This is a genomic window from Thermodesulfatator indicus DSM 15286 (assembly GCF_000217795.1).
GTDB classification, from domain to species: Bacteria; Desulfobacterota; Thermodesulfobacteria; order Thermodesulfobacteriales; family Thermodesulfatatoraceae; genus Thermodesulfatator; species Thermodesulfatator indicus.
Genome location: NC_015681.1, coordinates 502,475 through 529,080, shown reverse-complemented (window position 1 = coordinate 529,080; position 26,606 = coordinate 502,475). Strand labels below are relative to the sequence as shown.

The following is a 26,606-nucleotide window of genomic DNA, read 5'->3' as shown; positions in this document are numbered from 1 at the left end:
CGTTTAAGCGAGATTTAAGGTACTTTAAAGCGATTTTCTATGAGCTTGAAAGCGTAATATATTTTTACCCATTGGGTTAAAGGACGGGGTATCAGAGCTTAGGGGTACCCCCTGATGTGACTTCCCTTATTAGTCTGTAAAGTTCCCTACGGGAAAAACAAATATTCTTTCCTGATAAGAGAAACTTACAAAGGGGATTTCGTATAATTCTTTAAGGGCTATTTTGGCCTGGTCTGGGTTTTTGGGGAGTTCCCCCATTAATTGGCCGTTTTTAATGGTTAGTATGCGGTCAGCAAAGAGAAGGGCAAGATTGGGGTCGTGTAAATTTAATACTAAAGAAAGATTATTTTTACGGGCAAGCTGACAAATTTTTTCCATTACCAAAAATTGATGGCGAAGATCAAGAAAAGCCGTAGGTTCGTCAAGGAAAATAAGCTGTGCTTCCTGAGTAAGGGCTCGGGCCACTGATACTAAACGCTGCTGCCCTCCAGAAAGTTCTGAAAAAGGACGCTCGGCTAGGTCTGTTAATCCCAGGATTTTTAAAGCTTTTTGGGCAGCTTCAAAATCTTTTTTGCGGGGTTGAGCCAGAGGAGAAAGATAAGGTGTGCGCCCCATGAGCACAAAAGTGCGGACCCGATAACTAAATTCCGGCCTGAAATGCTGGGGGCAAAGGGCTATCAAACGATATAGTTTTTTCGTGCAATAATCTTCTAATGGTTTCCCCAAAAGTAAAATTTCACCTTTGTCTGGTTTAATTAACCTTGCTAGACAGCGAAAAAGTGTGGTTTTCCCGGCTCCGTTTGGGCCGAGAACTACAAGGATCTCTCCCTTTTTAACGGCAAAGCTTATATCCTTAAGAATGTGTTTGTAATAAAGATTTTTTACTTCGAGCATCAAGACCAATCCCTTGAAGTTTTCCCCAATAGGTAAACAAAAAAGGGTGCCCCAACTAGGGCCGTAAGTATTCCTACAGGAAGGTCCATAGTGGTTATGCTGCGAGCCAGCGTATCAGCAGAGACCATTATGGCTGCTCCCAGCCAGAGGCTACCTGGAAGGACTTTTTCGTTTTCTGGCCCAAGGAGCATGCGCACAATATGCGGCACCATTAGCCCTACCCAGCCGATTATGCCGGCTGCCGCTACAGTGGCCCCTACGGTTAAAGCTACGGCCAAGATAATGAGTCCTCTTTCCTTAGCCACCGAAACCCCAAGGGTGCGCACTTCTTCTTCAGGAAGAGAAAGAACATTTAGCCGATGCCGCAGGAGAAAAAGGATGATTATTCCAGATAACATAAAAGGTACGGTTTGTTTTACGGTTTCCCATCGGGTTAAGGCGAAGGTTCCCATCATCCAGAAGACTATTTCACTCAGACGATGGGGATCTAGTAAAAACTTGATTAGAGACACAATGGCCATAAGAAAGGCCGAGACTACCACTCCGGCAAGAATGAGTTTAAGACGGCTTTCTCCACCCTGAACATAAGCCAGGGTATAAGTCAAGAAGGCCGCCAGCAGAGCACCCAGAAAAGCAGCTAAAGGGACAGGCAAAAACGGAAAAAAGGCCACGGCCAGAGCACAACCTAGAGCGCCTCCAGCAGAAAGGCCTATGAGATAAGGGTCAACTAGTGGATTTTTACATATAGCTTGTAAAGCTGTACCTGAGCTGGCCAGAGCCGCTCCGCAAATAGCCGCAAGAAGAATTCGCGGCGCCCTTATTTCCCAGATTATTAGGTGGCTGAATTTAGAAGGCCACAAAAAGCCCGTAGGGCCAATTAAAAGGGCTCCTAAGCACACAAATAAACAAAAGAGAAAAAGCAAAAGTTGTTTCATGGATTAGTTATAAAACTTTCGAGCTGGGCCTTCTTTTGTTTAAAAAAGGCAGGAGTTACCAGTTCAGGATGGAGTTTGGTGCCCATCCATAGGGCGATTAAAACTGCCCTTGGGGACCAGGTGGACCATTCAGGAGTTTTATAAACCTTTTTGTTTTTTACCGCACTCACGGAAGAGAGCCTTTCGTCTTTTAATAAGTCAGAAGCATTGTAGCGTGCGTTTCCCCAGATGAAAATAACTTCAGGATTTAAGATAACGAGTCTTTCAAGAGGGATATCAATATAAGGGCGATCAAATTTATCGCCAAGGTTTTTTCCGCCAGCAATACGGATAAGATCAGGAACAACTCCCTGTTTTCCGGAAATACGGGTAGGTCTTCCCCAGGTAAAAACAACTCCCGGCTTATAAGCATTAGCTACCAGGCTGTTCAACTCATTTAGAGTTCCTCTCATTAAGTTAATAAGCCTATTTCCCCTTTCTTCTTTGCCAAAAATGAGAGCGAAGTCGTTTATTAAGTTAAACAAATCATAAAGACTATTGGGAGATATGGTGTAAGTTGGAATACCAAGGCTTTCAAAGGTTTGAATTACCCTTTGATTGTAAGGCCAGGTAATCACCAGGTCTGGCTTTAAAGAAACAATAGTTTCTATGTTGGGATTGGAAGCCGTGCCCACATTTACGAAATCTTTGGCCTTTTTCCCTAATAGGTCGTTTTCATATTTGGCCCAAAGGCTAATACCCACCGTTTGGTGCCAGAGGTCAAGAAAAGGGATAATTTCGTAACCTACCAGAAAAATTGCTTTCTTAACCGGAGCATTTATTTTTACGGTGCGATTTAGGGCGTCTTTTATAGTAAGTGTTTTTGAAAAGCTATTTAAAGGGAAGAAAAAGAAGATTAGCAGACAGAGCAGGAATTTTTTCATACTCTTTCGTGGGGAAAGACGAAAAGTTCTTCTTCACTGGCGTTAAGGATATCTACTATCCAGTTGTCAAAAAGATAACTGTAGTGGGCCTTTTCGTAGTAAAGAGCGGTATCTGATTTTATTTTCCAGGTTAACTCTTCTAGCTCACGGGGAGGTATAATAATTTCCGCGTTTACCGCTATCATAGAAAGAGCATCTCCTGTAATAGTTTGTAAAACATATACGTGTTCACCAATGTTTTCACAGCTTATCTTAAAATTCATTAATTCTAAAGCACTTAGGGCACAACTATGAGCATAGGCCAATACAAAAAAATTTTCAAAGCTGGTAAATTCTTTTTTGAGGAGAAAATTTTTGAAAAATAAGCCCACTCGCCAGCCTAAAGCCAGATAAGGGCACAAATGACCGTGCTTTTCAGCGATGACTTTTAGCTCTAAATCAACTAAAAGCATAATAGCACTTTATTTTATTTTGTGCTACTTGTCAACGAAAAAATTGAGATAAGTTTTTTATCCTCGAGTTGCAAAATTATTTTTTATTGAGAATCTTAAAGTGCGTATGACTTACGATGAAATTATAAAATCTTTAAAAGAAGATCCTTTAGAAGAGCTTCTAAAGAGGGCAGACAAAATCAGGCGAGAGTATGTAGGCGAGGAAGTCCACCTGCGCGGGATTATTGAGTTTTCTAACTACTGCGTCAACAACTGCTTGTATTGTGGTTTAAGGAGAGACAATCATCGTCTTAAGCGCTACCGCATGAAGCCGCAAGAAATAATAAATCTTGCCCGAAACCTGATAAAACAAGGGGTAAAGACTATAGTTCTTCAATCTGGAGATGATCTGGCTTATAAAAGAGATGATATCACTGAGATAGTAAAGGCTATTAAACAAGAAGGAGAAGTGGCTATTACCCTTTCTCTGGGAGAGAGGCCTTTTTCTGATTACGAAACCTGGCGCCAAGCCGGGGCTGACAGATACTTGATGAAACATGAGACTGTAAATCCCGAGCTGTATGCCCAGCTACATCCTGGTAAAACCTTTGAAGGGAGACTAAGGCACATAGTATTTCTCAAAGAACTGGGTTATGAGATAGGAGTTGGAAATATTGTGGGGCTACCTGGCCAGAGTTTTGAAGACCTGGCAGGCGACATCCTTTTTATCAAAGAAATAGAAGCAGATATGGCGGGCATTGGGCCGTTTATTCCCCAGGAAAATACGCCCCTTGCCGATAAGCCGTCTGGCAGTGTAGAGCTAACTCTGCGGGTTTTGGCCTTGGTTAGGATAGTGGCCAAAACGCCTCATCTTCCTGCTACCACGGCGCTTGCTACTTTGGGTGGAGAAGATGCCCAGCTAAAGGCTCTAAGAGGTGGAGCAAACGTAATTATGCCTAATTTTACGCCGGAAGAGTTCTCCAGAAATTATAAAATTTATGATGGCAAAACCAAGGTAACTTTTTCGCGGGCGAAAGAATTGATAAAAAAAGCTGGCCGTAAAATCGGCCAGGATATAGGAGGCTCCTTAAGATGCAGAACACACCCAAAGCTTTAAGGCTTCACATTGGAATTTTTGGCCGCCGAAATGTAGGTAAATCATCTCTTCTAAACGCTTTAACAGAACAGCCTATAGCTATTGTTTCTGATACGCCAGGTACTACCACTGACCCGGTGGAAAAGACCATGGAGCTTTTGCCTTTAGGCCCGGTGGTTTTTATTGATACGGCGGGTATTGACGATATCGGCGCTTTAGGAGAGATGCGCATAAAAAAGACCATGGAGGTTTTTGAGCGCACAGATTTAGGCCTCATTGTGACTGAGGCCAATCAATGGGGAGAGTTCGAAGAGCGCCTCAAAAATATTCTTAAAGAGCAAAAAATTCCCTTTGTAGTGGTGCTGAACAAAATAGATATCATCTCTCCTGACGAAGAGATAATTAAGCGCCTTGAGGAAGAGAAAATTCCTTATATTGCTGTTTCAGCGGAAAAGCGACAAAATATTGAAGAACTTAAAGAATTACTTCTTAAAATAGCACCAGCTGAGTGGTTTAACCCGCCTACTCTGGTGGGAGACCTTTTGCCTGCTGGAGAGTTGGCCGTCCTTGTAGTACCCATTGACCTTGAGGCACCCAAGGGCAGACTTATCCTTCCTCAGGTGCAAACTATAAGAGATATCCTTGATAGCGATGCCTACTGCATGGTGGTGAAAGAAAGAGAGCTAAGAGATGCTTTAGAACGCCTGAAACGTCCGCCTAAACTTGTAATATGTGATTCCCAGTGCGTTTTAAAAGTAGTGGCTGACACGCCACCCAATATTCAGGTAACTACATTTTCTATAATTATGGCGAGATTTAAAGGAGATCTGCCTACCTTGGTGAAAGGAGTTAAGGCTATTGAGAAACTCGAGCCTGGAGACAAAGTTCTTATTGCTGAGGCCTGTACTCATCATCCCATTGCTGACGACATTGGCCGGGTAAAGATTCCTCGCTGGCTTAGACAATATGTAGGCGGAAAGCTAGAAATAGACGTATGTCCCGGGCGGGCCTTTCCTGAAAATCTAGCTGATTACAAGCTGGTTATTCATTGTGGTGGATGTATGCTTAATCGGCGCGAGATGTTAAGCCGGCTTTATAAGGCCACTCGCCAAGGAGTACCCATAACTAACTACGGTGTAGCCATTTCTTTCCTGCAGGGAGTATTGCATCGTACCATTGAGCCTTTCCCTTATGCCAAAATGATACTAGAGGATAACTAATGAAACTTCCCGCTTAAGCGGGAATCTTAGATGTTCACAGTGACAACAGGAGAGAGTTATTGCTTCGGCTACACCAAGCAACCGAAGCAACTCTTTCGTGAGGCGACGTAGTCGCCGTGGCGATCAATCTATACTTTTTGAATCTTGCCAAGATTTCTACCAATAATTTGCTCCTTCTTTAAAAACAAAAAAATTTTATTTGTTATTGAAACTGCTTAAATATTTAAATAAAATTAACAACAATTCAAAAAAGATAAATTCATATTGCATAAATTTTGATTTTTTACTATTGACTTGTGTTATTATTAACAAACTGTCTAAGGGGAGAGTGCTTATGAGTGCTACTGAAAAAGTTTCTACATTTAGGCCTACGCCAGAGGCCCGTACCGGTGGAGGGACTTATCTTCCCGGGGAACTTAGAGGCATTATTCGTATTAATCAAAACAAATGTGTAGGCTGTGATACCTGTAAGCAATTTTGCGTGGCCCATGCTATTCGTGGTTCTATTGGAGTAGCCCATTCTATTGATACTGACCGTTGTATTAATTGTGGTCAATGTCTGGTGAACTGCCCTTTTGGGGCTATCGAGCAAATGTCTTTTGTCGATGAGGTAGAGGAAAAACTGAGAGATCCTGAATGGACGGTGGTGGCCATTATTGCTCCTGCAGTAAGGGTCGCCTTAGCGGAAGAATTTGGCTCGCCTTCGGGGACGCTCACGGTAGGGCGTATGCACAATGCCTTTAAAAAAATAGGTTTCAAAATATACGAAAATAACTTTGCCGCTGATCAGACCATCATGGAAGAGGCTTACGAGTTCATTGCCAAGGTGAGATATTGGGTACTTGGAGAAAGAGGCCCTGAGCTTGAGAAATTTGCTCACCATCCTCTTCCGCACTTTACCAGCTGTTGTCCGGCTTGGATTCGCTACGCTGAGCTTTATTACGCTAAAGTTTTACCTCACATATCGGGAGCCAAATCCCCCCAACAGATGGCCGGGGCTTCAGCCAAGACTTGGGCAGCCTTAGATGTCTGGAATGTTGATCCTCGTAAGGTTTACACTGTGGGCATTATGCCTTGCACTGGCAAAATTTTTGAAGCCAGTCGGCCAGAATTTAAGTCAGCCTGGCAGTGGCTTAAAGAAAATGGATATTTGCCTGAAGATACACCTCCATTTCCGGATGTTGATGCGGTACTCACTACCAGAGATGCTGCTACTCTACTGAAAAGATTTGGAGTCAATCCTTTGAAGCTTTCGGAAAAAGAAGAAAATATTGAAATTACTGAGATTTACAGTGGCGGTGCCACTATTTTTGGAACCAGTGGTGGAGTGACCGAAGCAGCCCTTCGAACAGCCTATTACGTACTTTCTGGAAAGGAGCCTCCTGCCTGGGATTTTTTTGCGGTGCGCGGTTATACCACTGGTATAAGGGAAGCAGTGATTCCTATACCGCTAAAAGCTTTAGGGGGTAAAGAATTCCATCTGAAAATATGTGTGGTAAACGGGGCTATTAATCATTTGGACAAAGTTCTCAAGCAGGTGGTGGCTGGTAACTGTCCGTATCACTTTATAGAGGTAATGAATTGTCCAGGTGGTTGTATAAACGGAGGTGGGCAACCGGTAAATCCTATGGGCACTTCATGGATAGATCCGTTATTACCATTACCGCTTAAGGCTTAGCTTTTTAGGAGGTAATTATGAGTAAAGAAAATTTGCCTTACCAATACGAGGAAAAGCCAGCCTCTATTTTGATTACCAGGAGAACCTTTTTTAAGGTTACAGGTGTTATCACTGCTTACATAGCTATAGGCGGCTTTGCTATCACTAATCTTGTTAAAAAGCGCAACAAGTACATAACCATGAGGCAGAAGGGCCTTTATTTTGACGATAAAAGACGTCAGCAGCATAAACTTCCTGCCTCATATATGAATCCTGGGGTTAAAAAGTTTTACGAAGAATTTGCTGGTCATCCTTTAAGTGAAACTGCCCATCAATTGCTACACACTCATCACTATTACGTAAGGTGGCAATTAGGAGCCCAGGAGGTCCGTCATGGATAGAGTGCTTAAATTTTCATTTTCAGAAAAGATTTTTCACAATGTAAACGCTGTAACTTGGTACATATTAGCTTTGACAGGTGTAATTGTTTATTTTGATTGGGCGTCCCCAGAGACCAAAGCCTTTTTAATGCAGATTCATATTTGGGTAGCGGTAATTTTTACTTTTAATTTCCTGGCGTTTGTTTTTCTTTCCCCCCATCGCTTTTACATAATGATGAAAAACTTTCTTGAATGGGATAAAGATTCTTTGGCCTGGTTTAAGAACTTTGGTGGTTATCCCAGGCGTTTTTTCAAGATTCCATTTGGTCCTGAAGAAGTAGCACCTCAGGGAAAAGTCAATGCCGGGCAAAAGCTTACTTATCTTTTCTTTGTTTTTGTGATTATTGCTTTGATAGTAACGGGTTGGTCTCTTTACTACGCCAAACACTCCATGGGCAAAACTCTTTTTGAACTCATGTTTTATGTACATGTGTGGGGTTCTATTTTGGCTACAGCGGTGGCCACCTGTGGGCATATCCCTCTTTCCATAGTCAACACTGAAGATCTTCTGGCTATGTGGCGTCCTGGAAGCGGAACTGTATCTGTTGAATGGGCTAAACATCATAATCCAAAGTGGTACGAAAAGGACTTAATGAAGGTAGAGCCCAAAGAAGACTAATGCTTCACATATGGGTAATAATTTTGTAGGAGGATTTAACTTATGATTCAGGTAAACCTTGACGGAGCTTCTTTATCGGTAGAAGAAGGCACCACAGTTTATGAGCTTATCAAAAAAGAAGGAAAAGATTTTTGGCTCCCTTTTGAAATTCCTCAACTTGAGTTTATCCATCATCCAGAATGTCCTGCGCTAAAGATCGTTGAAGTGGATGGCCGTATAGTGCCAGCAAAGATGCTCAAGGGCCTTACAGTAAAAGAAGGCATGAAAATAAATACTCAGTCTGATCTGGTAAAAGAAAAACTTACCGAAAGGCTTAACTGGCTTAAAGAAAACGATGAATGCTATTTGATTCGGGAGCTACAAGAGATAGTAGCGGTAGAAGGAGAAAATGCCGGTTTTATTACACTTGAAGAACGAGCCAAATGGGAAATCGAACCCTGGGAGTCCTTACCTTCTATCAGGCATAATCCCAAAATTTGTATAAGGTGTAAAGGCTGTATAGAGACCTGTCGTGATGTTCAGGCGGTTGAGGCCTTAACCTTTGATGAAGAGAAGGGAATAATACTTGCAGATGACGTCAAGTGTACCAGATGCGGCCAGTGTATTCACACCTGTCCCATGGCTAAAGAAGCAGGGCTTGTTACCACTTTCAAGAAAAATTTTGGTTGTGAGCTGTGTGCGTATAGCAAACCCATTGGGGCTCTTTCAGAAATTCCCAATTTAAATGAAGTTGTTGAGGCCCTGAGAGACCCTGAAAAGTTTGTAGTAGTAGAGTTTGCTCCGGCTTTAAGGGTAAGCATTGGTGAAGAGTTTGGTCTTCCTTACGGAACTATTGCCGTAGGCAAACTTTACGCGGCTTTACGTAAAATCGGTTTTGACCGGATATGGGATACTAACTTCGCGGCTGACTTAACTATCATGGAAGAGGGAACAGAGTTAGTTTTAAGGCTGGTGAAGGCCGGTGTCATTGACTTAAAAGATTTATCTCTAGAAGTTGACGAACACGCCCTTGAACAGGTAAACAAAGCCCTTCCCCAGTTTACTTCCTGTAGCCCTGGCTGGATTAAGTATCTTGAAACTTTCTACCCTGAGCTTATACCTTATGTTTCTTCAGCTAAATCACCTCAACAAATGTTTGGTGCCATAGCCAAGACCTTTGCTGCAGAAAAACTCGGAATTGATCCGCGCAAGATGGTAGTAGTCTCTATCATGCCGTGTACAGCCAAGAAGTTTGAAAGTAAGCGTGAAGAAATGTGTGATGCTTTTAATTACTGGAAAGAAAAAGGTAAAGTCAGCGAAAACGAGAAATTTTACGACGTTGACTACGTAATTACCACTCGCGAAGCGGCTAAACTTTTTAAAATGTTTGGTATCAATCTAGCCGAGCTACCTGACGAAGGCCCTGACCCATTGATCGGCCAATATACGGGAGCGGCTACTATCTTTGGTAGAACTGGTGGTGTTATGGAAGCTGCTCTCAGAACAGCTTACGAAATCATCACGGGGAAGACCTTGCCCAAGCTTGAATTTGAAGATCTGGCCACTCTTGAAGGAATAAAAGTGGCTTCTATTAATTTAAACGGCAAGGAAATTAAAGTGGCAGTGGCCCACGGGTTGAGTAATGCCCGCAAGATTTGTGAAGATGTTAAAAACGGTGGTGAATTTGCCAGCTATACTTTTATTGAGTTTATGGCCTGTCCTGGAGGGTGTATTGGTGGAGGTGGTCAGCCTGAGCCAACCAACATTGAGACGCTTCAGGCCAGGCTTGCAGCCCTTAACAAGCATGATCACGAACTCCCTATAAGGAAGTCTCACGAGAATCCAGAAATTAAACAGCTTTACGCTGAATTTTTAGGGCATCCGATGAGTCACCTGGCTCACAATTTATTGCATACGCATTATGTTGATCGTACTAAATAGGTTATAATTAACCGATCATAAATACAGGGCCTGCGGGGAGGGTTTGCCGCCTGAACCTTAGGGCTCTAAGGATAACTAGAAATTTTTATAATTTTAGAGTCCTTAGAGCCCGGCTTTTGGCCGGGCTTTTTTATTGGGAGGAAAGATATGGAAAAGCGTATTGGAGTGGTGGCTATCCTGGTTAAAGACCGTAAAAGCGCCAGTCAAAAGGTAAATGAAATCTTAAGTGAATACGGTGATCTTATCATAGGGCGCATAGGACTGCCGTATAAAGAAAGAGGAATTAACATTATCTCGGTAATAGTTGAGGCTACCACAGATGAAATCGGTGCTTTTACCGGCAAGCTGGGAGCCATACCTGCGGTTGAAGTGAAATCACTTTTAGTGACCAAGTAAGACCTAACGGTGTTTTTATCACCAATTATTAACTTGAAAAGTTTACTAGTAAAAAGCCAATAACAAATAGCTAGGAGGTGTAAACAACATGTTAACTAAAGAAGAGAAGGCTTGGCGGGAGGTTAGGCTTAACCAAATATTAAAGTGGGAAGAAAACTGCCCTTACGAAGACTTTATAGACGATGAAAAGATCTGGAGCATTATTGAGGCCAAAAAAGAGCCCGAAAGACAAGAAATTCTTGAAATCATAGAGAAGGCCAAAGAAAATGCTTATACTGGGGCTATGCTTGCTCCAGAAGAAGTAGCCGCTCTGGCCAACACCAAAGACCCTGATCTCTGGGAAGCCATCTTTGAGGCCGCTACCTGGATTAAAAATACAGTCTATGGAAGTCGTATAGTGCTTTTTTCCCCACTTTACATTTCAAGTCCTTGCGTGAACAACTGTGCTTATTGTGGCTTTCGCCAAAGTAACGAGGCGGTTAAGAAAAAGACTCTCACCATGGAAGAACTTGAAGACGAAATAAGAGTGCTCACTGGCATGGGGCAGAAGCGTCTTATCGTGGTTTACGGAGAACACCCGGTAAGTGATGTCAAATTCATGTGTGAAACCATAGAAAAGATTTATAGCTTAAAGTTTGGCAAAGGTGAGATAAGGCGAGTCAATGTAAACGCCCCACCCCTTTTTAAAGAAGAATATGAAGAAATAAAAACCGTTGGTATTGGTACTTACCAAGTATTTCAGGAAACGTATCATCACGAGACCTATCGTCGTATGCATCCTAAAGGAACGCTAAAGGGAGAATACAAGTGGCGGCTTTTTGCCTTGCACCGGGCCCTTGAGGCGGATATAGACGACGTAGCCATCGGTGTGCTTTTAGGCCTTTATGACTGGCGCTTTGAGCTCCTGGGTCTGCTTTATCATGCTTATTCTTTAGAAAAGGAATTTGGCGTGGGCACACACACCATTTCTTATCCGAGACTTGAACCGGCGGTTAATACCCCGATAACCACTAAGTCTTCATATCTTGTGAGTGATGAAGATTTTAAGAAAATCGTAGCCATTATAAGACTGATGTGTCCTTATACCGGGTCTATCCTTACGGCGAGAGAGCCTGCATCCCTGCGGCAGGAGGTACTTAAAAAATGCGGGGTCTCTCAGATGGATGCGGGCACAAGAATTGCCGTTGGTGGTTACGCTGAAATGGAAAAGGAACACATTCCTGAGAAACAGCAGTTTATGATTCAGGATACCAGAAGTCTTGATGAGTTTATCTTAGACCTTTGCAGGGAGGGTTACCTACCGTCTTTTTGTACGGCCTGTTATCGGGAAGGACGCACCGGGGACAATTTTATGCCGCTTGCCAAGCACGCCACTGTAAAAAACTTCTGTATTGCTAATGGTATTCTCACTTTTAAAGAGTATCTTCTTGATTATGCCTCACCAGAGGTGAAAGAACTGGGAGAAAAGGTGATTATTCCAGAGTATCTTAAGTGGCTTGAGGATAATATCCCTCGAGCCGCTGAAAGAGTGAAAGAACTCTTAAAACGTGAAGAAAAAGGAGAAAGAGACTGCCATTTGTAGTGAATAAAGAAAGGTAAAAGGTGAGGAAGGATAAAAAATTTTTAAAAATGTTAGCCGAAGAAGCTTGCCGGGAATTTGGGCTTAAGCGGGTTTATTTTGCCGAAGTCTTGGGAAAGCGCAGGCACTTTTTGGCTGGCGCTGGCGAAGTGACCTTTGAGCCTCCGCAAAGCGCAAAGCTTTCTGGAGATTTAGTAGTTTTTTGGGAAGGAGAGTTAAAAAACAAAGATGTCTTTTTGAAATTTCTGAGGAAGGGCCAGATGAAATGAAAAAATATCGCTTAGAGCGGGATCTCTTGGGAGAAAGAGAAGTTCCGGCTGAGGCTTACTGGGGTATTCACTCTTTAAGGGCAATGGAAAACTTTCCTCTTTCTCCTTATCGCATACACCCAAGGCTTATTCAGGCCCTGGCTATGGTTAAGAAGGCCTGTGCCAGAGCGAATCTTGAGCTCGGCTATCTTTCGGAAAAAATAGGCAAGGCCATTATTTCGGCTTGTGATGAAATCATCTCTGGAAATCTTCACCAAGAAATAGTAGTTGACCCTCTTCAGGGAGGAGCAGGGACTTCCGCTAACATGAACTTAAACGAAGTTATTGCTAACCGGGCTATTGAACTTTTAGGTGGCCAAAAAGGGGATTATCATCTGGTTCATCCTCTTGACCATGTAAACCTTCATCAATCCACTAACGATGTTTATCCCACGGCTATAAAAGTAGCCGCTATTTTTCTTTTGAGAGAGCTTGAAGAAGTTATTGCCAAGCTTCAAGCCACTTTTCAGGAAAAGGAAAAAGAATTTGCGCGAGTGGTAAAAATAGGGCGCACGCAACTCCAGGACGCCGTGCCCATGACCTTAGGAGCAGAATTTTCCGCCTATGCCGAGGCCCTGGCCAGAGATAGATGGCGGGTTTTTAAGTGTGAAGAGAGACTAAGGGTGGTGAATCTTGGCGGCACAGCAATTGGTACTGGCCTCTGTGCTCCGAGAAAATACATATTTTTGGTGATTGAAAAGTTAAGAGAAGAAACAGGCCTTGGCCTGGCTCGGGCTGAAAATATGGTGGACGCTACCCAAAATATGGATCCCTTCGTGGAAGTCTCAGGGATTCTTAAGGCACATGCGGTAAACCTTTTTAAAATCGCTTCGGACTTAAGGCTTCTTTCTTCAGGGCCCTTGGCAGGCCTAAAAGAAATAAAGCTCCCTGAGGTTCAGGCAGGCTCTTCTATAATGCCTGGTAAGGTTAATCCCGTAATTTGTGAGGCGGTAAATCAGGTGGCTATAAAAGTAATGGCCAATGATTTTATCATTACGCAAGTATGTCAGAATGGCCAGCTTGAACTGAACGCCTTTTTGCCTCTACTAGCCCATGCTTTGCTTGAAAGCCTAACTCTCCTGATTAACGCGGACCGTATTTTTAGGGATAAGTGCGTTCTTGAAGTTAAGGCCAATGAGGGAATGTGTTACTACTATGCCCACCACAGTTGGGCTACGGTCACGGCATTAGTTCCTTATATTGGCTATGAAGCCGCTACTGAAGTAGCCAAAGAAGTTAAAGAAACAGGGAAAAGTGTGCGCGAAATAGTGCTGGCTAAAGGGCTCATGGATGAAGAAAAGCTTGACTGGGTTCTCTCACCTGAGGCTATGACTTCTTTGGGGTATAAAGACTAGGCCTAAGATGTCATCAATATTACAAAATTACAAAAGTTACTTTTAGAAACGTTTTTTGTAAAATTTAAATCTGGAATTTTTTATGCCTATTTTCTTGTCAGGTGCTTCTCCTCAGGTTATTTTTACTACATTATCGTTATATCTTATTGAATATAACGAGTTTATGAGTGAAATTTTTAGGGAACGCTTACATAATCTTTAGGTAAGGTCATATACCAGTTGAGGGCTTTAGAAAATATCTTTGTTGGCTAGGGCTCAGGAATATTTTTTGCATTAAAAAATATCAGGTCATAAATAGAGGATAATCAGTTGAGAATCTTTCGCAGAGGTGCAAGCGGCGCCTTTGTATTAATGGGGTCACAAAATAGGCGACAATTGAGTCATTGCGAGCGAAGCGAAGCAATCCCTGAGACTGCTTCGACCTCTAACGAGGCCTCGCAGTGACAGCGAAGGTTACTTTGCTTTAGCGATTATGTCAGCGGCGATACTTTGTCGTGTAAAAAACACTCGGATTAATAATTTTAGCAGTAACAATAGGGGTTAATGTATGATACTTAGTGTGTAAAAAACACTTGAATTACTATTATATGCGAGAAGGATAGCTATGAAAAGGATTTTATTGCTGTTGGTAGTTTTTATTTTATTCCCTTCGGTTTTGTTAGCTGCTGATTCTTTATTGGTGTTTGCTGGGGCAGGAATGCGTTTACCTTTAGACGTAATAGGCAAAAAGTTTGAAGAAAAATATCATGTTCAAGTTATTTATGATTATGAAGGTAGTGGACGTTTAGGGAATAAAATTCTAGCTGGGCAAACGCCGGATGTATATATTCCTGGTTCTGAAAGATGGGCAAAGATTCTTAAGAAGAAGGATTATGTGAAAGATTATTTTCCTATAGCTTATCATATTCCAGTTATTGTTACTCCTTTAAATAATGAAAAAGTTAAGAGTTTAAAAGACTTTTTAAGACATGATGTTACTTTGGTTTTGGGAGATCCTAAGGCTTGTGCTATCGGTAAAGTAAGTCAAAAAATTTTTAAAAAGGCAGGTCTTCGTGAAGACAAAATGAATATTGTGGCCAGAGGGGTTACCGTAAAACAGTTAGTACACTGGATAGAAGGGAATAACGCTGATGCCAGTATTGTGTGGCATGCCGATGCAGTCCAGTCGGGTAAAGTAAGAATTGTTGAAATTCCCAAAGAAGTAAATGCTATAGCCTTAATTCCTATATGTACTATGACTAAAACATCACATCCTGAAATAGCCAAAAAATATGTAGATTTTGTCTTAAAAGAGGGTAAAAAAATATTTGCAGATTTTGGTTTTAAAGTAGCCGAATAATTATGGAGGAAATATGATTGTCTTTACTGAAGAAGAAATAGAAAAAATTGTTACTGATGATGTCCCTTATTTTGATTTAACAACGACTATTTTGGATATTGGAGACAAAGAGGGAATTATAACTTATACAGCTCGTCATGAAATGATTATCTGTTGTACTGAAGAAGTTAAAAGAATTTTTAAAAAGTTTGATATTGAGACAGAAATATTTAAACCATCTGGCATAAAGATAAGTCGAGGAGAAACTTTTTTGCTTGGAAAAGGAAAGGCCGAAAGCTTACATAAAATATGGAAAGCAACGCAAAGTTTGCTTGAATATGCCTGTGGCATCGCTACCAAGACGTATAAATTGGTTTCTTTAGCAAGAAAAGTTAATCCAGATGTTTCTGTAGTAACTACTAGAAAAACTTTTCCTTTAGGAAAGAAAATTTGTATAAAAGCAATTTTGGCCGGAGGAGCTTTGCCTCATCGTTTAGGCTTATCAGAAACTATTTTAGTATTTGGCGAACATTTAAATTTTTACGGAGGTTATGAAAGATTTTTTCAAGATTTGGAAAAAATAAAAAAAAGAGCCGTAGAAAAAAAGATAACAGTAGAAGTAAAAGATATGGAACTTGCTTTGAAGGCCATTGAGGCCGGAGTAGATATCTTACAACTTGATAAATTTAGTATAGAAGAAGTCCAAAAAGTAGTTAATGCTGTTAGGCAAAAACAAGTTAATATAAAAGTTGCCGCTGCTGGTGGTATCAATGAGTCGAATATAGCAGACTATGCTGCTACTGGAGTAGATATCATCGTCTTAACCTGTGCCTATTTCGGAAAACCAGCTGATATTAAAGTGAAGTTAGGGCCTATTTTATGACTCCTATGAAATTTCAAGCAAAAAGTGTTGATTGTTTTTTTGACTTTTTTGTTTCTTTTTTTGTTGCTATTTTCTTTGTTTTTATAGTTGTGGTTTTATTTAGTTTGTTTACTACCACTTCTTTGCAAAGTTTATGGTATCAGCTTCGTTCTCCCGTTGTATTTTCGGCTATTAAAATTAGCTTGGAAACATCTTTAGTGATAGTAATGTTAACCTTTTTTTTAGGGTTACCTGTTGCTTATTTTTTGGCCTTAAAGGACTTTAATGGTAAGTCTTTACTTGATACCTTGTTAGATATTCCTATTGTTTTGCCTCCTTTAGTTTCTGGTCTTGCTTTGTTAATTTTATTCGGTGGAACTAGTTATTTAAGTAAATTGTTAAATGAGATAGGCTTTAAAATTATTTTTACAAAAAAAGGTATAATTATAGCCCAGTTTTTTGTTGCTTCTCCCTTTTTTATTAAAACGGCTAAAGAGTCTATTCAGTCGATACCTAAGAATTTGATAGCAGCTTCAGCTACTTTGGGTGCCTCTTCTTTTTATACATTTAGGAAGATAATATTGCCTTTAAGTAAAAGTGGAATCTTGGCTGGTTTGGTAATGACATGGGCTAGGGCTATGGGAGAGTTTGGCGCCACAGCTATGGTAGCTGGTTGTATCCCCGGGAAAACTGAAACTATGACCATTGCTATTTATATGCAATCGATGTCTGGTGATTTGTCTTCTTCAACTGCTATAGCTTTTATTTTAACAATTTTTGCTTTTATATCTTTGCTGACTTTTAAAATTAGATTTAGAAGTAAGTGGATATAATGAGTGTGATTTTAGAAAATATAACTAAATCCTTTAATAAGCAGAAAGTTTTAGATAACTTAAATTTAGAAGTTAAAAAAGGAGAGTTTCATGTAATTTTAGGCCCGAGTGGAGAAGGTAAAAGTACTCTTTTATCAATTATTTCTGGCTTGATAAAGCCTGACGCAGGAAAAATATTGATTGATGGTGATATTGTAAATGATCTTCCTCCTCAGAAACGGGGTATTGGTTTTGTTTTTCAAGATTTTGCTTTGTTTCCACATCTTACGGTTTTTGAAAATGTAGCTTATGGTCTAAAAATTAGAAGCCTATCTAATAAAGAGATAGAAGATAAAGTAACTTTTTATTTGGAAATGGTAGGTCTAGAAAAACATAAAGATAAATTTCCTTCAGAATTAAGCGGAGGACAAAAGCAGCGAGTCGCTTTAGCCAGGGCTTTAGTTATAGAGCCTAAAGTTCTACTTTTAGACGAACCGTTAAGCCACGTTGATGCCTGGCAAAGAGAAAAACTTCGTGAAGATTTAAAAACAATTCAACAAAAAACAGGAATTACTACTATTTATGTAACACATGATCGCCTGGAGGCCATTCTTCTTGCAGATAAAGTTTCAGTCTTACATCAGGGTAGAATAGAACAAACAGAACCTCCTAAAGAAATTTTTTATCAACCTAAAACCAGTTTTGTAGCTCGATTTGTAGGCGCTACTAATATTTTTAAGGGGTGCATAATAGAAATTGCTGGAGAAAGGGCAAAATTCAAACTAGACGATTCTAATCTGATATTTACTGTCAAAAATTATCCTATTTTTAAGGAAAAAAAAGAAATTTCTTTATGCTTGCATCCTGAAAAGGTTAGTTTAAGTACAGTTCCTAAAGAAGAGAATCATTTTTTGGGTGAGATAATAGATGTTAAGTTTTTGGGGATGTACTTTAGGGTTTTAATAGGGATGGAAAATGTAGAGTTAGAAGCTTTAGTACCTAAAGAACAAGTGTCTTTATTGGTGCCTGGAGAAAATGTATGGATTTGTTTTAGCCCTGAAGCCTTACATCCTCTTTGTGGCCGCCCCTGTCGTCAACCTTGTGACTTAAGAAAGTGCAAAACAGAAAATAGGTGTCACTGATTTTTTATTGATATCTTATCTCAGCAATACTAAAATTAAAAAAATAACACTAAGGGGGTGTTTATGGCTACCTGGAAGGAGAAGCTAGTTAAAATCAAACATCATTGGGAGGAACATCTTCAAGAACATGCTGAAGAATTTCAAAAATGGGCTAATAATTTGGAGGAAGAGGGTGAAAAAGAAAGTGCTGAAAAATTACGCCAGGCGGCTGAACTTTTATTAAAAGTTAAAGAAACCCTGCCTTCTTAATTTTCATATTCAAGTCTTGTCATTGTTCTGATAAGTCTTATCTTTTCTGATATTGCTATATCTCTAGATTTTTGCCTTGCTGATGGCAAGGACCGAAGCTCTCCCTGGAGTACTTCGTCAGCGCCTCCTTATAATGACTAAGCCCTTAGAAACGCTGTAATATTGTGCCAAATTGATTCTAGCCTGTCCCTGTTTTCTTAAAGTTTTCTTGTCTTTTTGCCGACACAAATAAAAAAGCCATATTGTGATTGGAAGTCATGTCTACGCCTACTATCCTTATTGTTGACGACGACAAAAGTTTACAAGAATTTTTAGAGCTTTTTCTGGCCAAGGAGGGCTACCGAGTAGCTGTTGCTGGAGACGGCGAAGAGGCCCTTTCTTATTTATCTAAAAACCCGGCGGACTTGATATTGGCTGACATTCGCATGCCCCGCCTTGATGGGATTTCTTTTCTGAAAGCCTTGCGCGAAAGAGCTTTACGTATTCCGGTGATAATGATTACGGCTTACGCCTCTCTTGATACCGCGGTAACCGCCAAACAAGAGGGGGCTTTTGATTATGTGCCCAAGCCTTTTAAACTTGATCAGTTGCGCGATTTAATAAAAAAGGCGCTAGCTCAAGAAAGGGTTTCCATTGAGGCCACGGTCAGTGAAACTTCTTTCATGGGCATAATAGGGAAAAGCCCGGCCATGAGGCGGGTTTTTGAGGTTTTGCCGCGTATTGCCAACGCGCCTTCAAATGTGCTTATTACCGGTGAATCGGGTACTGGTAAGGAGCTTATAGCCAGGGCTATTCATCAGCTTTCACCCCGTCGTGATAGGCCTTTTGTGGTAGTGAACTGTGGTGGTATCCCACCAAATCTCCTGGAGAGCGAGCTTTTTGGCTATAAAGCCGGGGCCTTTACCGGGGCCTCGCGGGACAAAGAAGGCCTTTTTCTCAAGGCCCACAAAGGCACTATCTTTCTTGACGAAATAGGCGAACTCCCCCTTGAGATGCAGGTTAAACTCTTGAGGGTTGTTCAAGAAAAGGCCGTTATGCCTCTTGGTTCGGCTAAGGAAATAAAAGTTGACGTGAGAATAATTTCAGCTACTAACCGAGACCTTGAAAAGGAAGTTCTGGCAGGCAATTTCAGGGAAGACCTCTTTTATCGCTTAAATGTAATTTCCCTCGAGTTGCCTCCGCTAAGAGAGCGCAAAGAAGATATTCCCCTTTTAGTGGATTATTTTCTCAAAAAATATGCCGAAAAAATGGGTAAAAAGATTGAAGGTATTTCTGATTTTGCCCTTAAGGCCCTCATGGAATATGACTTTCCAGGAAATGTGCGTGAGCTTGAAAACATAATAGAACGTTCGGTAGCCCTTGAATCAGGTCCTCTTATTTTACCGGAAAGTCTTGTCCTTTCGCGGAAAAATAGAGAAAATTCAAATGGAGCCTTTGAAATAGAACTCCCTGAAGAGGGCCTTGATTTAGAAGATCTATTGGCCCGTATAGAAGTCTCTCTTCTTAAGCAGGCTCTCGCCCGCACAGGAGGAAACAAGACCGAAGCGGCCAAGCTTTTGGGCTTAAACTTCAGGTCTTTGCGTTATCGGTTGGCGAAATATGGTCTTTCTTGAAGCTCCTTCCTCTAAAATTTTTGAATATTTGCGTTTAATTCTTCTTTTTCTGGGGAGCTTAGCTGCTCTTTTTTCTTTTGTAGGGTTTATACACCTTTTGCCTTCGTCAGCAGTTTTGGTTTTTCTGGGTTTTTGGGCAAATACGGCTTTTTTTTACGCCTCAGCAAGAACCCTTTCTTTTAAAAAGAGATTATGGACTTCTCTTTTAATAGATCTTTTGCTTATTACTTCTCTGATATGGGTTACTGATGGACGAGAGAGCCCTTTCCTTTTTCTTTATCCCCTGCTGATTTTTGTAGCTGCTTTTCATTTAGGGCGTAGAGGGGCGGATATATTTACTTTTTTGGCCCTTTGTTGTTTTGCCTCTATTTTTTGGCTTATTGAAAGCCCGCCGTTAAATCCTCAAACTATCCTGCAATTTTTTGTTCCTCTTGGAGCGATGGGCCTTTCAGGCCTTTTAGCCTTGCGCTATGTAGAAGAACTTCAACGTACTAAAGAAAAAATAAAAGAAACCCACGAGGCCCTTTTTAAGGCAGAGGAGCTACATCGCCATATACTTTCGTCCTTATCTTCGGGATTAATTGTAACTGATCTTGAAAAGCGCATTGTTACAGCCAATAAAGCGGCGGAAAACATAATTGGCCAAAAAGAACTGATCGGGGCTAAATTAGATGAAATTTTCCCTGAGCTTAAGTTTCAACAAGAAAACCCTCGTTCTGAGCTTATTTTTGAGAAAGACGGCCAAAAAATATACATAGGTTATACTTTTTTCCCTTTACACGATGAAAAGAAGGAAGTTTTTGGCTATGGGCTTATCTTTCAGGATATTACGCCTATAAAAGAGAGCGAAGAACGTCTCAGGAGAGCGGAACATTTGGCAGCCTTGGGAACGATGGCTTCAGGCCTTGCTCACGAAATAAAAAATCCACTGGCTTCTATCTGTGGAGCCGTTCAGTTTTTAAAAGAAGAGGATCTTATTAAACCAGAAGGTAAAAGGCTCTTTGACATTATTTTCCGCGAAACCCAAAGGTTAGACAAACTCGTTTCAGATTTTTTGTTATTTGCCAAACCCGGCTCTGGAGAAGCCAAAGAAATAAATCTTTTAAGACTGATTGACGAAATTCAAGAAGAGTTGGTTTTAAAATTTGGCCCAAATATTGATTGGGAGCTTTCCGTTCCTGGAAATGTCTTTCTCAAAGTAGAACCGGGTCGGTTCAAGCAGGTATTACTTAATCTTTGTGCCAACGCTATTGAGGCTTATAATGGGAAAAAGCCTTTTGTAAAAATTGCTTGCTTTAAAAAAGAAGACAAATTTTTTATAGAAGTGGCCGACCAAGCTGGTGGTATCCCTGAGGAAGTGAAAGGGCGTATCTTTGAGCCATTTTTTACTACCAAAGAGCAGGGTACAGGTCTGGGACTGGCGGTTGTCTTTAGCCTGGTAAAAGGCTTAGGTGGCCAAATTTCCCTCTATTCAGATTCCAAAGGAACAAGATTTTTACTTTCTTTTCCCAAAGAGCTTCTCAAAGACCGCCTTATCTAAGGCTAATTCCCTCGAGACTGCATCGCCCACAAGATGGTAGATGGCTAATGGTTGGTGGCTGATGGTGCTAGAGATTGTTTCGCTACGCTCGCAGTAACCCGATGGCTAATAGCCGTTGGCCGATGGCTGGTGGTTGATGGCCGGTGGCTGGTGGTAGATGGCTGATGGTAAATAATTATCACTTCTCACTTACTTATACACGCGAGGATACCAGTAGAGCCGACGATGTGGCCCAACCGAGTCATTACGAGGAGGTCCGCTAGGACCGACGAAGTAATCTCAGAGATTGTTTCGCTCCGCTCGCAGTGACGGGATGGCTAATGGCTGATGGTCGGTAGTAAATAATTCTTTCCTTCACTCTTCACCTATATTGCCTATATTGCAAGCTTTTGCGAGGCTGTCCTCAGCCGAAGCAATCCCTGTGCGACGGTCGCGAGGTGACGTTTGGGACAGGCAAAATTTTTTGCCTGTCCCAAAGCGTAAATTTCAATCTTGAATTCTTGGCCAGCTGCGCTATAGGACCAGAAACTGGAACAGGAAAATAAGAAAACAAAAAAGGAGTTGAGCTATGTTCAAAATAGATCTTTCAAAGGAAAGGCTTTCTCAGGAAGAAATTAAAACGCTGGAAGAAATGTGGCGCCGTTGTGCGCGGCGTATTATTCTCTCCACTACCCTTGCTGGCTGCGGCCATCCGGGTGGTTCTCTTTCCTCGCTTCACATGCTTATTTTGCTCTACGCCCTTATTGAGCATGACCCTAAAAACCCGCGGTTCCCCGAAAGGGATCGAGTGGTCATAAGCCACGGGCACATAAGTCCGGGGGTTTATAGCGTGCTCTGTGAGTACGGCTATTTCCCTGAAGAGCCTTTTCTTATGGAGTTCAGGCGGGCTGGTTCAGCTTTTGGGGGCCATGTTGAGCAGTCTGTCCCCGGGGTGGAATGGAATACCGGAAACCTCGGCCAGGGGCTTTCGGCGGCCTGCGGTATGGCGCGGGCCTTAAAGCTCAAAGAGATTCCGCGTCGGGTTTTCTGCGTAATGGGCGATGGTGAGCAGCAAAAAGGCCAGGTCATTGAGGCCAGGCGCTTTGCGGTAAAGTTTGGCTTGAATAATCTTTGTGCCTTGATTGATTATAACCGCTTGCAAATTGGTGGCCGCATTTATCGGGTCATGCCCCAGGACATTGCCCATGAGATAAAAGCCACTTTCTGGAACGTAATAGAGGCCAATGGCCATGATTTTAATGATCTTTACCAGGCGCTTCGCCGTTTTGTTACCGGAGAGGTCCTTTGTCCGGAAAAACCAACAGCCATCCTGGCCCAAACCACCATGGGTAAAGGCATATCTTTTATGGAAGACGATGAAAAATGGCACGGTATGGCCCTTCCTCCAGACTTAGCTAAAAAGGCCCTTGAGGAACTAGGTTTTGATCCTTCAGAAGTTGACGTGCTCCTTGAAAAAAGAAAAAGCTATGAAATCTCTTTTCCGGTGTTCCCTCATGAGCCAGAGCCAGTGGAAGTAGAGGTAGGTGAGCCTATTCTTTACGGGCCAGAGGTTAAAACTGATTGCCGTTCAGCTTACGGCAAAGCCCTTGCCTCTCTGGCTGAGCTTAATAATAAAAAAGGAGAGCCTCCAAAGGTCTTAGGTGTTTCATGTGACCTTGAAGGCTCGGTCAAGATGACAGCCTTTCGCAAGATAAGCCCTTTGGCCTTTCATGAAGTAGGTATCCAGGAACATCACGCGGCTACAGTGGCTGGAGTCCTTTCTAAAGAAGGATTTCTCACCTTTTTTTCCACTTTTGGTGTTTTTGCCGTGGACGAAACTATTAATCAGCACAGGCTAAATGTTCTTAACGAGACTGCGCTTAAAATTGTGGCCACCCACTGCGGTCTTGATGTAGGTGAAGACGGGCCTACGCACCAATGTGTAGATTATCTCGGGCTTTTGCTGAATCTTATTGGCCTTGAGATATACTTTCCAGCTGACCCGAACCAGACTGACCGCATTATCCGTTATGTAGCCAAAAGTAAAGGCAATGTCTTTGTGGGTATGGGGCGCTCCAAGCTTCCAGTGATTCTCAATGAAGCGGGTGAACCATTTTTCGGGAAAGACTATGTTTTTACACCGGGGAAGGCTGATCTCTTACGGGAGGGTGAAGAAGGCACCATTATTGCCTTTGGTTCGGTGATGCCTCAGGTTCTTTCGGCCTGGGAAAAACTAAAAAGTGAAGGTGTTTCAGTTTCGGTGCTTAACATGGCCAGTTTAAGACCTCTTGATGAAAAAGCCATTCTTAACGCTGCTGAGCAAGGGCCCATCATGGTAGTGGAAGACCACGTGGTTGAGACGGGGTTAGGCTCTCTAGTGGCTAAGACGCTGGCTAAGCATGGCCAATCCGCTAAGTTGTGCCTCAAAGGTGTCACCCGTTACGGAACTTCTGGCAAACCTGCTGATCTTTATCGGGAACAGGGGCTTGATGCTGATTCCATCGTAAAAGATATGAAGGAGCTTTTAGCTTGAGTGCTGAGCTAACCCATGACCGCGAGCTTCCTTTAACTGAACACTTAGCTGAGCTGAGAGACAGAATTATCAAGAGTCTCTTAGCCGTGGTGGTAGGGGCGGTTATCTGCTACTGTCAGATAGACCGCCTGCTCAATTTTCTTTTGGCTCCTTTGTGGCCAATTCTTCAAGAAGAACATCAGAAGGTAATTTTTAAGGCCTATCAAGAGGCCTTTTTTAGTTATCTTAAGCTTTCTTTGATAAGCGGAGCCATGCTCATGAGCCCTTTTATTATCTTTCAGATCTGGCGTTTTGTGGCTCCAGGGCTTTACGAACATGAGCGCCGCTTTGCTTTGCCTATGGTCCTTTTTTCGTGTACAGCCTTTCTGGGTGGAGCGGCTTTTGCTTATTTTTTAGTTTTTCCAAAGGCCTTTGCTTTTTTGGCCCATTTTGCCGGGCCAGAACTTACCCTCGTACCCACCCTTCAGGAATATTTGAGTTTTACCATACGGCTCATGTTAATTTTTGGAGTAGCCTTTCAAGTGCCAGTGGCCTTAACCATAGCTTCGCGCTTGGGAATTGTCTCAGCGGCTCAATTAAAGAGTTTCAGGCGTTATGCTATTTTGCTGGCTTTTGTGCTGGCGGCTATTCTTACACCAACTCCCGATGTAGTTAATCAGCTTTTTTTGGCAATTCCTTTGATACTCCTTTACGAGTTCAGTATTCTTCTGGTAACTTTAGTGGGAAGATAAATTAAAGGAGGGGCTTATGTTTGGACTTGGCTCTCAAGAACTTTTAATTATTCTTCTTATTGCTTTGGTCCTTTTTGGAGCCAAAAGGCTTCCTGAAATTGGTGCAGGCCTTGGTAAAGGTATAAGGGCCTTTAAAGAGGGGCTCCGCGAAGGTGAAAACATAGAAGCTGAAGCTAAAGAAGAGATTGAAAAGAAAAAGGCGTAAGCCTAAATGGGGAGACGGGCCTTTGTTTTGGCCGCAGGGCTGGGCACGCGCCTTCTCCCTTATACCCGTTTTGTCCCCAAGCCTCTTTTCCATGTTCTCGGTAAACCCATTCTTGGCCTCATTTTTGATGAACTCAGACGGGCTGCTTTTTCTGTCATCGGGTTAAATACCCATCATCTTGCCTCTCAAATTGAAAATTTTGTTAAAAAATACGCTAAATCCCATCCAGAAGTAACTTTTAAAGTTTATCGTGAGCCAGAGGTCCTGGGGCCAACTGGTGCCCTTTACGGAGCGAGAGGTTTTTTTAGTGAACCTACCCTGGTGATAAACGCTGATATAGTTACGAATTTTCCATTTAATACTCTTCTTAGCGCCCATAAAAGATTTGGCGGTGAGGCTACTCTTTTGCTAATGGCGGGAAAATCTTTGGCCAATGTGCTAGTTGAGGGAGAAAGGCTTAAAGGCTTTGGAGAAGGAGGCTATACTTTTACCGGGCTTCAGGTAATTACTCCGGAATTGGTAGCCCGTTTGCGAGAAGGAGACCGGGATTTAGTCCCCACTTATACACGTTTGTTAGCTGAGGGTAGCCAAATCAACTGTCAGGTAGTGGCTGGCTTTTACTGGCGCGATATCGGGAGTTTGTCTTCTTATCTAGAGGTTCACGAGGATCTTCTCAAAAAAAGGGCTTCATTTTACGGACTCCCTATGCCAATTTCTCCGTTTGTGCTACCAGAAGAAATTAAGACTCGAGATCTCCTTTTAGAAGACTGGGTTTTTATTGAACAAAGGGTAAAAATTGCTTTGCCAGCCAAGTTGAAGCGAGTGGTAGCCTGGCAGGGAGCAATTATTCCTTCAGGAAGTTTTTCTGATACGCTTTTTATCCCTGAGAAAGGGCCATGTCAGAAGTAGTTGACTATTTGCGAAGAAAGGGGATTTCTTGCGACCAGATTATCCCCCTCACTGGAGATGGTTCGGCCAGAAATTTTTATCGACTTTTACGGAAAAATGATTCTTTGATACTTATTTGCCCTCAGCCAGGAAAATTTGGCCTAAAAGAATCCCGTTCTTATGTAAAGATTGGCGAATTCTTGAGGGAAAATGGCCTTCCTGTGCCAGCTATTTATGATTACGATGAGGCCAGAGGTTTTATACTGGTAGAAGACCTTGGTGATATTCGACTTGAAGATTTAACCAAAGAGAAGCGCTTTAGTCTTTTCCCACAAGTTTTTGAAATTCTTGCCCAGCTAAGGGAAATTAAGCCGGCTTTCCCTCGGGAATACGTTTTAGATACCCTTTTTTACGATGAGACCTTAATGTGGGAAAAGGAGGCCCTTTATTTCCAGGATTCTTTTGTAAAGGGATATATGGGCCTTGATGACGAAGAGATAGAACCTCTGCTCAGAGGTTTATGGGAGAAAGCCAAAAGGTATGTAAATTTTTTTTCTTTACTTCATAGGGATTTTCAGTCACGTAATCTAATGGTGAAAAACGGGACCATTTGGATGATAGATTTTCAAGGAATGAGAATCGGGCCAACAGCCTATGACCTAGCTTCTTTTTTGATTGATCCGTACCAGGGGCTTACTTTTGAAGAGATTTCCATTTGGCTTAGTAAATTTCAAAATGGATTTCCAGGTTTAGTTACCGAAAAGGCGTTTTGGGCGCTCGCTCTTTTTAGAAATTTTCAGGCCCTGGGGGCCTTTGCCAAGTTGAGCCGAGAGGGTAAGACCTGGTTTAGCCGCTATATTCCTATAGCTTTGGCTTCTCTTAGAAAGCTTTTGAACTGTTTCCCCCCAGAAGGCGAAGAACTTGCTAAAAAATTAGTAAAAAATTAGGGACAGGCGAAAAA

General features: G+C 41.9%; 26 protein-coding genes. 22 read left to right on the top strand and 4 right to left on the bottom strand.

Going from position 1 to position 26,606, the window contains the following annotated elements:
- Positions 1-129 precede the first annotated feature (129 nt).
- Genes THEIN_RS02520 through THEIN_RS02505 form a run of 4 tightly spaced genes read right to left on the bottom strand, consistent with a single transcriptional unit; the run spans position 130 to position 3,204 of the window.
- Positions 130-894 (bottom strand): ABC transporter ATP-binding protein, encoded by a 765-nt coding sequence (locus tag THEIN_RS02520; RefSeq protein ID WP_013907131.1) that lies wholly within the window; start codon positions 892-894, stop codon positions 130-132.
- Positions 894-1,829: a FecCD family ABC transporter permease gene (locus tag THEIN_RS02515; RefSeq protein WP_013907130.1), complete on the bottom strand. Its 936-nt coding sequence runs from the start codon at positions 1,827-1,829 to the stop codon at positions 894-896. The genes THEIN_RS02520 and THEIN_RS02515 overlap by 1 nt, the downstream gene beginning before the upstream one ends.
- Positions 1,826-2,752 (bottom strand): ABC transporter substrate-binding protein, encoded by a 927-nt coding sequence (locus tag THEIN_RS02510; RefSeq protein WP_013907129.1) that lies wholly within the window; start codon positions 2,750-2,752, stop codon positions 1,826-1,828. Before THEIN_RS02510 ends, THEIN_RS02515 begins: the two co-directional genes overlap by 4 nt.
- A complete protein-coding gene (locus THEIN_RS02505) occupies positions 2,749-3,204 on the bottom strand; it encodes a formylmethanofuran dehydrogenase subunit E family protein (protein ID WP_013907128.1) in 456 nt (151 codons plus the stop codon). Before THEIN_RS02505 ends, THEIN_RS02510 begins: the two co-directional genes overlap by 4 nt.
- 106 nt (positions 3,205-3,310) lie before the next feature.
- Here THEIN_RS02505 and hydE point away from each other — a divergent pair, with 106 nt between their 5' ends.
- The 22 genes from hydE to THEIN_RS02395 all read left to right on the top strand — a co-directional run bounded on the left by hydE (position 3,311) and on the right by THEIN_RS02395 (position 26,592).
- A complete protein-coding gene (gene hydE / locus THEIN_RS02500; protein ID WP_052299027.1) occupies positions 3,311-4,300 on the top strand; it encodes a [FeFe] hydrogenase H-cluster radical SAM maturase HydE in 990 nt (329 codons plus the stop codon).
- Positions 4,276-5,499, top strand: a complete 1,224-nt coding sequence (gene hydF / locus THEIN_RS02495) for a [FeFe] hydrogenase H-cluster maturation GTPase HydF (protein ID WP_013907126.1) — start codon at positions 4,276-4,278, stop codon at positions 5,497-5,499. Before hydE ends, hydF begins: the two co-directional genes overlap by 25 nt.
- A gap of 334 nt (positions 5,500-5,833) precedes the next feature.
- Positions 5,834-7,177, top strand: a complete 1,344-nt coding sequence (locus tag THEIN_RS02490) for a [Fe-Fe] hydrogenase large subunit C-terminal domain-containing protein (RefSeq protein WP_013907125.1) — start codon at positions 5,834-5,836, stop codon at positions 7,175-7,177.
- A 17-nt stretch (positions 7,178-7,194) separates the two neighbouring features.
- Positions 7,195-7,557, top strand: coding sequence for an iron hydrogenase small subunit (locus THEIN_RS02485; protein WP_013907124.1), 363 nt, complete (start codon positions 7,195-7,197; stop codon positions 7,555-7,557).
- On the top strand, positions 7,550-8,215 hold the full coding sequence (locus tag THEIN_RS02480) for a cytochrome b/b6 domain-containing protein (RefSeq protein ID WP_013907123.1): 666 nt from the start codon (positions 7,550-7,552) through the stop codon (positions 8,213-8,215). The genes THEIN_RS02485 and THEIN_RS02480 overlap by 8 nt, the downstream gene beginning before the upstream one ends.
- Before the next feature lie 42 nt (positions 8,216-8,257).
- Positions 8,258-10,135, top strand: coding sequence for a [FeFe] hydrogenase, group A (locus tag THEIN_RS02475; protein ID WP_013907122.1), 1,878 nt, complete (start codon positions 8,258-8,260; stop codon positions 10,133-10,135).
- A gap of 147 nt (positions 10,136-10,282) precedes the next feature.
- Positions 10,283-10,531 (top strand): TM1266 family iron-only hydrogenase system putative regulator, encoded by a 249-nt coding sequence (locus tag THEIN_RS02470; RefSeq protein WP_013907121.1) that lies wholly within the window; start codon positions 10,283-10,285, stop codon positions 10,529-10,531.
- A gap of 88 nt (positions 10,532-10,619) precedes the next feature.
- Positions 10,620-12,113, top strand: a complete 1,494-nt coding sequence (gene hydG / locus THEIN_RS02465; protein ID WP_013907120.1) for a [FeFe] hydrogenase H-cluster radical SAM maturase HydG — start codon at positions 10,620-10,622, stop codon at positions 12,111-12,113.
- Positions 12,114-12,160: 47 nt separating this feature from the next.
- The gene (locus THEIN_RS02460) at positions 12,161-12,379 is read left to right on the top strand and encodes a hypothetical protein (protein WP_013907119.1); all 219 of its coding nucleotides are present in this window, start codon (positions 12,161-12,163) and stop codon (positions 12,377-12,379) included.
- Positions 12,376-13,773: an aspartate ammonia-lyase gene (locus THEIN_RS02455; protein WP_013907118.1), complete on the top strand. Its 1,398-nt coding sequence runs from the start codon at positions 12,376-12,378 to the stop codon at positions 13,771-13,773. The genes THEIN_RS02460 and THEIN_RS02455 overlap by 4 nt, the downstream gene beginning before the upstream one ends.
- 604 nt (positions 13,774-14,377) lie before the next feature.
- Complete coding sequence (gene modA / locus THEIN_RS02450) at positions 14,378-15,112, top strand: molybdate ABC transporter substrate-binding protein (protein WP_013907116.1); 735 nt, start codon at positions 14,378-14,380, stop codon at positions 15,110-15,112.
- Positions 15,113-15,125: 13 nt separating this feature from the next.
- Positions 15,126-15,974 (top strand): ModD protein, encoded by an 849-nt coding sequence (modD, locus tag THEIN_RS02445; RefSeq protein ID WP_013907115.1) that lies wholly within the window; start codon positions 15,126-15,128, stop codon positions 15,972-15,974.
- A 5-nt stretch (positions 15,975-15,979) separates the two neighbouring features.
- Positions 15,980-16,786 (top strand): ABC transporter permease, encoded by an 807-nt coding sequence (locus THEIN_RS02440; RefSeq protein WP_041434918.1) that lies wholly within the window; start codon positions 15,980-15,982, stop codon positions 16,784-16,786.
- Positions 16,786-17,907 (top strand): ABC transporter ATP-binding protein, encoded by a 1,122-nt coding sequence (locus tag THEIN_RS02435; protein ID WP_013907113.1) that lies wholly within the window; start codon positions 16,786-16,788, stop codon positions 17,905-17,907. The genes THEIN_RS02440 and THEIN_RS02435 overlap by 1 nt, the downstream gene beginning before the upstream one ends.
- 63 nt (positions 17,908-17,970) lie before the next feature.
- On the top strand, positions 17,971-18,156 hold the full coding sequence (locus tag THEIN_RS02430) for a DUF8180 domain-containing protein (RefSeq protein ID WP_013907112.1): 186 nt from the start codon (positions 17,971-17,973) through the stop codon (positions 18,154-18,156).
- Positions 18,157-18,413: 257 nt separating this feature from the next.
- Positions 18,414-19,769, top strand: a complete 1,356-nt coding sequence (locus THEIN_RS02425; RefSeq protein ID WP_013907111.1) for a sigma-54-dependent transcriptional regulator — start codon at positions 18,414-18,416, stop codon at positions 19,767-19,769.
- Positions 19,756-21,309 (top strand): two-component system sensor histidine kinase NtrB, encoded by a 1,554-nt coding sequence (locus THEIN_RS02420; RefSeq protein WP_013907110.1) that lies wholly within the window; start codon positions 19,756-19,758, stop codon positions 21,307-21,309. The genes THEIN_RS02425 and THEIN_RS02420 overlap by 14 nt, the downstream gene beginning before the upstream one ends.
- Before the next feature lie 568 nt (positions 21,310-21,877).
- Positions 21,878-23,821, top strand: a complete 1,944-nt coding sequence (locus THEIN_RS02415; protein ID WP_013907109.1) for a transketolase — start codon at positions 21,878-21,880, stop codon at positions 23,819-23,821.
- Positions 23,818-24,552, top strand: coding sequence for a twin-arginine translocase subunit TatC (gene tatC / locus THEIN_RS02410; protein WP_013907108.1), 735 nt, complete (start codon positions 23,818-23,820; stop codon positions 24,550-24,552). Before THEIN_RS02415 ends, tatC begins: the two co-directional genes overlap by 4 nt.
- A gap of 16 nt (positions 24,553-24,568) precedes the next feature.
- Entirely contained in the window at positions 24,569-24,757 is a 189-nt protein-coding gene (gene tatA, locus THEIN_RS02405; RefSeq protein ID WP_013907107.1) for a twin-arginine translocase TatA/TatE family subunit, read from the top strand.
- Between the two features lie 6 nt (positions 24,758-24,763).
- On the top strand, positions 24,764-25,666 hold the full coding sequence (locus THEIN_RS02400; RefSeq protein ID WP_013907106.1) for a nucleotidyltransferase family protein: 903 nt from the start codon (positions 24,764-24,766) through the stop codon (positions 25,664-25,666).
- Positions 25,654-26,592: an aminoglycoside phosphotransferase family protein gene (locus THEIN_RS02395; RefSeq protein ID WP_013907105.1), complete on the top strand. Its 939-nt coding sequence runs from the start codon at positions 25,654-25,656 to the stop codon at positions 26,590-26,592. Before THEIN_RS02400 ends, THEIN_RS02395 begins: the two co-directional genes overlap by 13 nt.
- The last annotated feature ends 14 nt before the right edge of the window (positions 26,593-26,606 follow it).

What these genes read in the sequence shown, in the direction of transcription:
- THEIN_RS02485 (WP_013907124.1), top strand. Translation starts at nt 7,195, where the DNA reads ATGAGTAAAGAAAATTTGCCTTACCAATACGAGGAAAAGCCAGCCTCT.
- modA (WP_013907116.1), top strand. Translation starts at nt 14,378, where the DNA reads ATGAAAAGGATTTTATTGCTGTTGGTAGTTTTTATTTTATTCCCTTCG.
- THEIN_RS02400 (WP_013907106.1), top strand. Translation starts at nt 24,764, where the DNA reads ATGGGGAGACGGGCCTTTGTTTTGGCCGCAGGGCTGGGCACGCGCCTT.
- THEIN_RS02415 (WP_013907109.1), top strand. Translation starts at nt 21,878, where the DNA reads ATGTTCAAAATAGATCTTTCAAAGGAAAGGCTTTCTCAGGAAGAAATT.
- THEIN_RS02475 (WP_013907122.1), top strand. Translation starts at nt 8,258, where the DNA reads ATGATTCAGGTAAACCTTGACGGAGCTTCTTTATCGGTAGAAGAAGGC.
- modD (WP_013907115.1), top strand. Translation starts at nt 15,126, where the DNA reads ATGATTGTCTTTACTGAAGAAGAAATAGAAAAAATTGTTACTGATGAT.
- THEIN_RS02425 (WP_013907111.1), top strand. Translation starts at nt 18,414, where the DNA reads ATGTCTACGCCTACTATCCTTATTGTTGACGACGACAAAAGTTTACAA.
- tatA (WP_013907107.1), top strand. Translation starts at nt 24,569, where the DNA reads ATGTTTGGACTTGGCTCTCAAGAACTTTTAATTATTCTTCTTATTGCT.
- THEIN_RS02455 (WP_013907118.1), top strand. Translation starts at nt 12,376, where the DNA reads ATGAAAAAATATCGCTTAGAGCGGGATCTCTTGGGAGAAAGAGAAGTT.
- hydF (WP_013907126.1), top strand. Translation starts at nt 4,276, where the DNA reads ATGCAGAACACACCCAAAGCTTTAAGGCTTCACATTGGAATTTTTGGC.
- THEIN_RS02420 (WP_013907110.1), top strand. Translation starts at nt 19,756, where the DNA reads ATGGTCTTTCTTGAAGCTCCTTCCTCTAAAATTTTTGAATATTTGCGT.
- THEIN_RS02490 (WP_013907125.1), top strand. Translation starts at nt 5,834, where the DNA reads ATGAGTGCTACTGAAAAAGTTTCTACATTTAGGCCTACGCCAGAGGCC.
- hydE (WP_052299027.1), top strand. Translation starts at nt 3,311, where the DNA reads ATGACTTACGATGAAATTATAAAATCTTTAAAAGAAGATCCTTTAGAA.
- hydG (WP_013907120.1), top strand. Translation starts at nt 10,620, where the DNA reads ATGTTAACTAAAGAAGAGAAGGCTTGGCGGGAGGTTAGGCTTAACCAA.
- THEIN_RS02430 (WP_013907112.1), top strand. Translation starts at nt 17,971, where the DNA reads ATGGCTACCTGGAAGGAGAAGCTAGTTAAAATCAAACATCATTGGGAG.
- THEIN_RS02480 (WP_013907123.1), top strand. Translation starts at nt 7,550, where the DNA reads ATGGATAGAGTGCTTAAATTTTCATTTTCAGAAAAGATTTTTCACAAT.
- THEIN_RS02510 (WP_013907129.1), bottom strand. Translation starts at nt 2,752, where the DNA reads ATGAAAAAATTCCTGCTCTGTCTGCTAATCTTCTTTTTCTTCCCTTTA.
- THEIN_RS02520 (WP_013907131.1), bottom strand. Translation starts at nt 894, where the DNA reads ATGCTCGAAGTAAAAAATCTTTATTACAAACACATTCTTAAGGATATA.
- THEIN_RS02440 (WP_041434918.1), top strand. Translation starts at nt 15,980, where the DNA reads ATGAAATTTCAAGCAAAAAGTGTTGATTGTTTTTTTGACTTTTTTGTT.
- THEIN_RS02395 (WP_013907105.1), top strand. Translation starts at nt 25,654, where the DNA reads ATGTCAGAAGTAGTTGACTATTTGCGAAGAAAGGGGATTTCTTGCGAC.
- THEIN_RS02515 (WP_013907130.1), bottom strand. Translation starts at nt 1,829, where the DNA reads ATGAAACAACTTTTGCTTTTTCTCTTTTGTTTATTTGTGTGCTTAGGA.
- THEIN_RS02505 (WP_013907128.1), bottom strand. Translation starts at nt 3,204, where the DNA reads ATGCTTTTAGTTGATTTAGAGCTAAAAGTCATCGCTGAAAAGCACGGT.
- THEIN_RS02470 (WP_013907121.1), top strand. Translation starts at nt 10,283, where the DNA reads ATGGAAAAGCGTATTGGAGTGGTGGCTATCCTGGTTAAAGACCGTAAA.
- THEIN_RS02460 (WP_013907119.1), top strand. Translation starts at nt 12,161, where the DNA reads ATGTTAGCCGAAGAAGCTTGCCGGGAATTTGGGCTTAAGCGGGTTTAT.
- THEIN_RS02435 (WP_013907113.1), top strand. Translation starts at nt 16,786, where the DNA reads ATGAGTGTGATTTTAGAAAATATAACTAAATCCTTTAATAAGCAGAAA.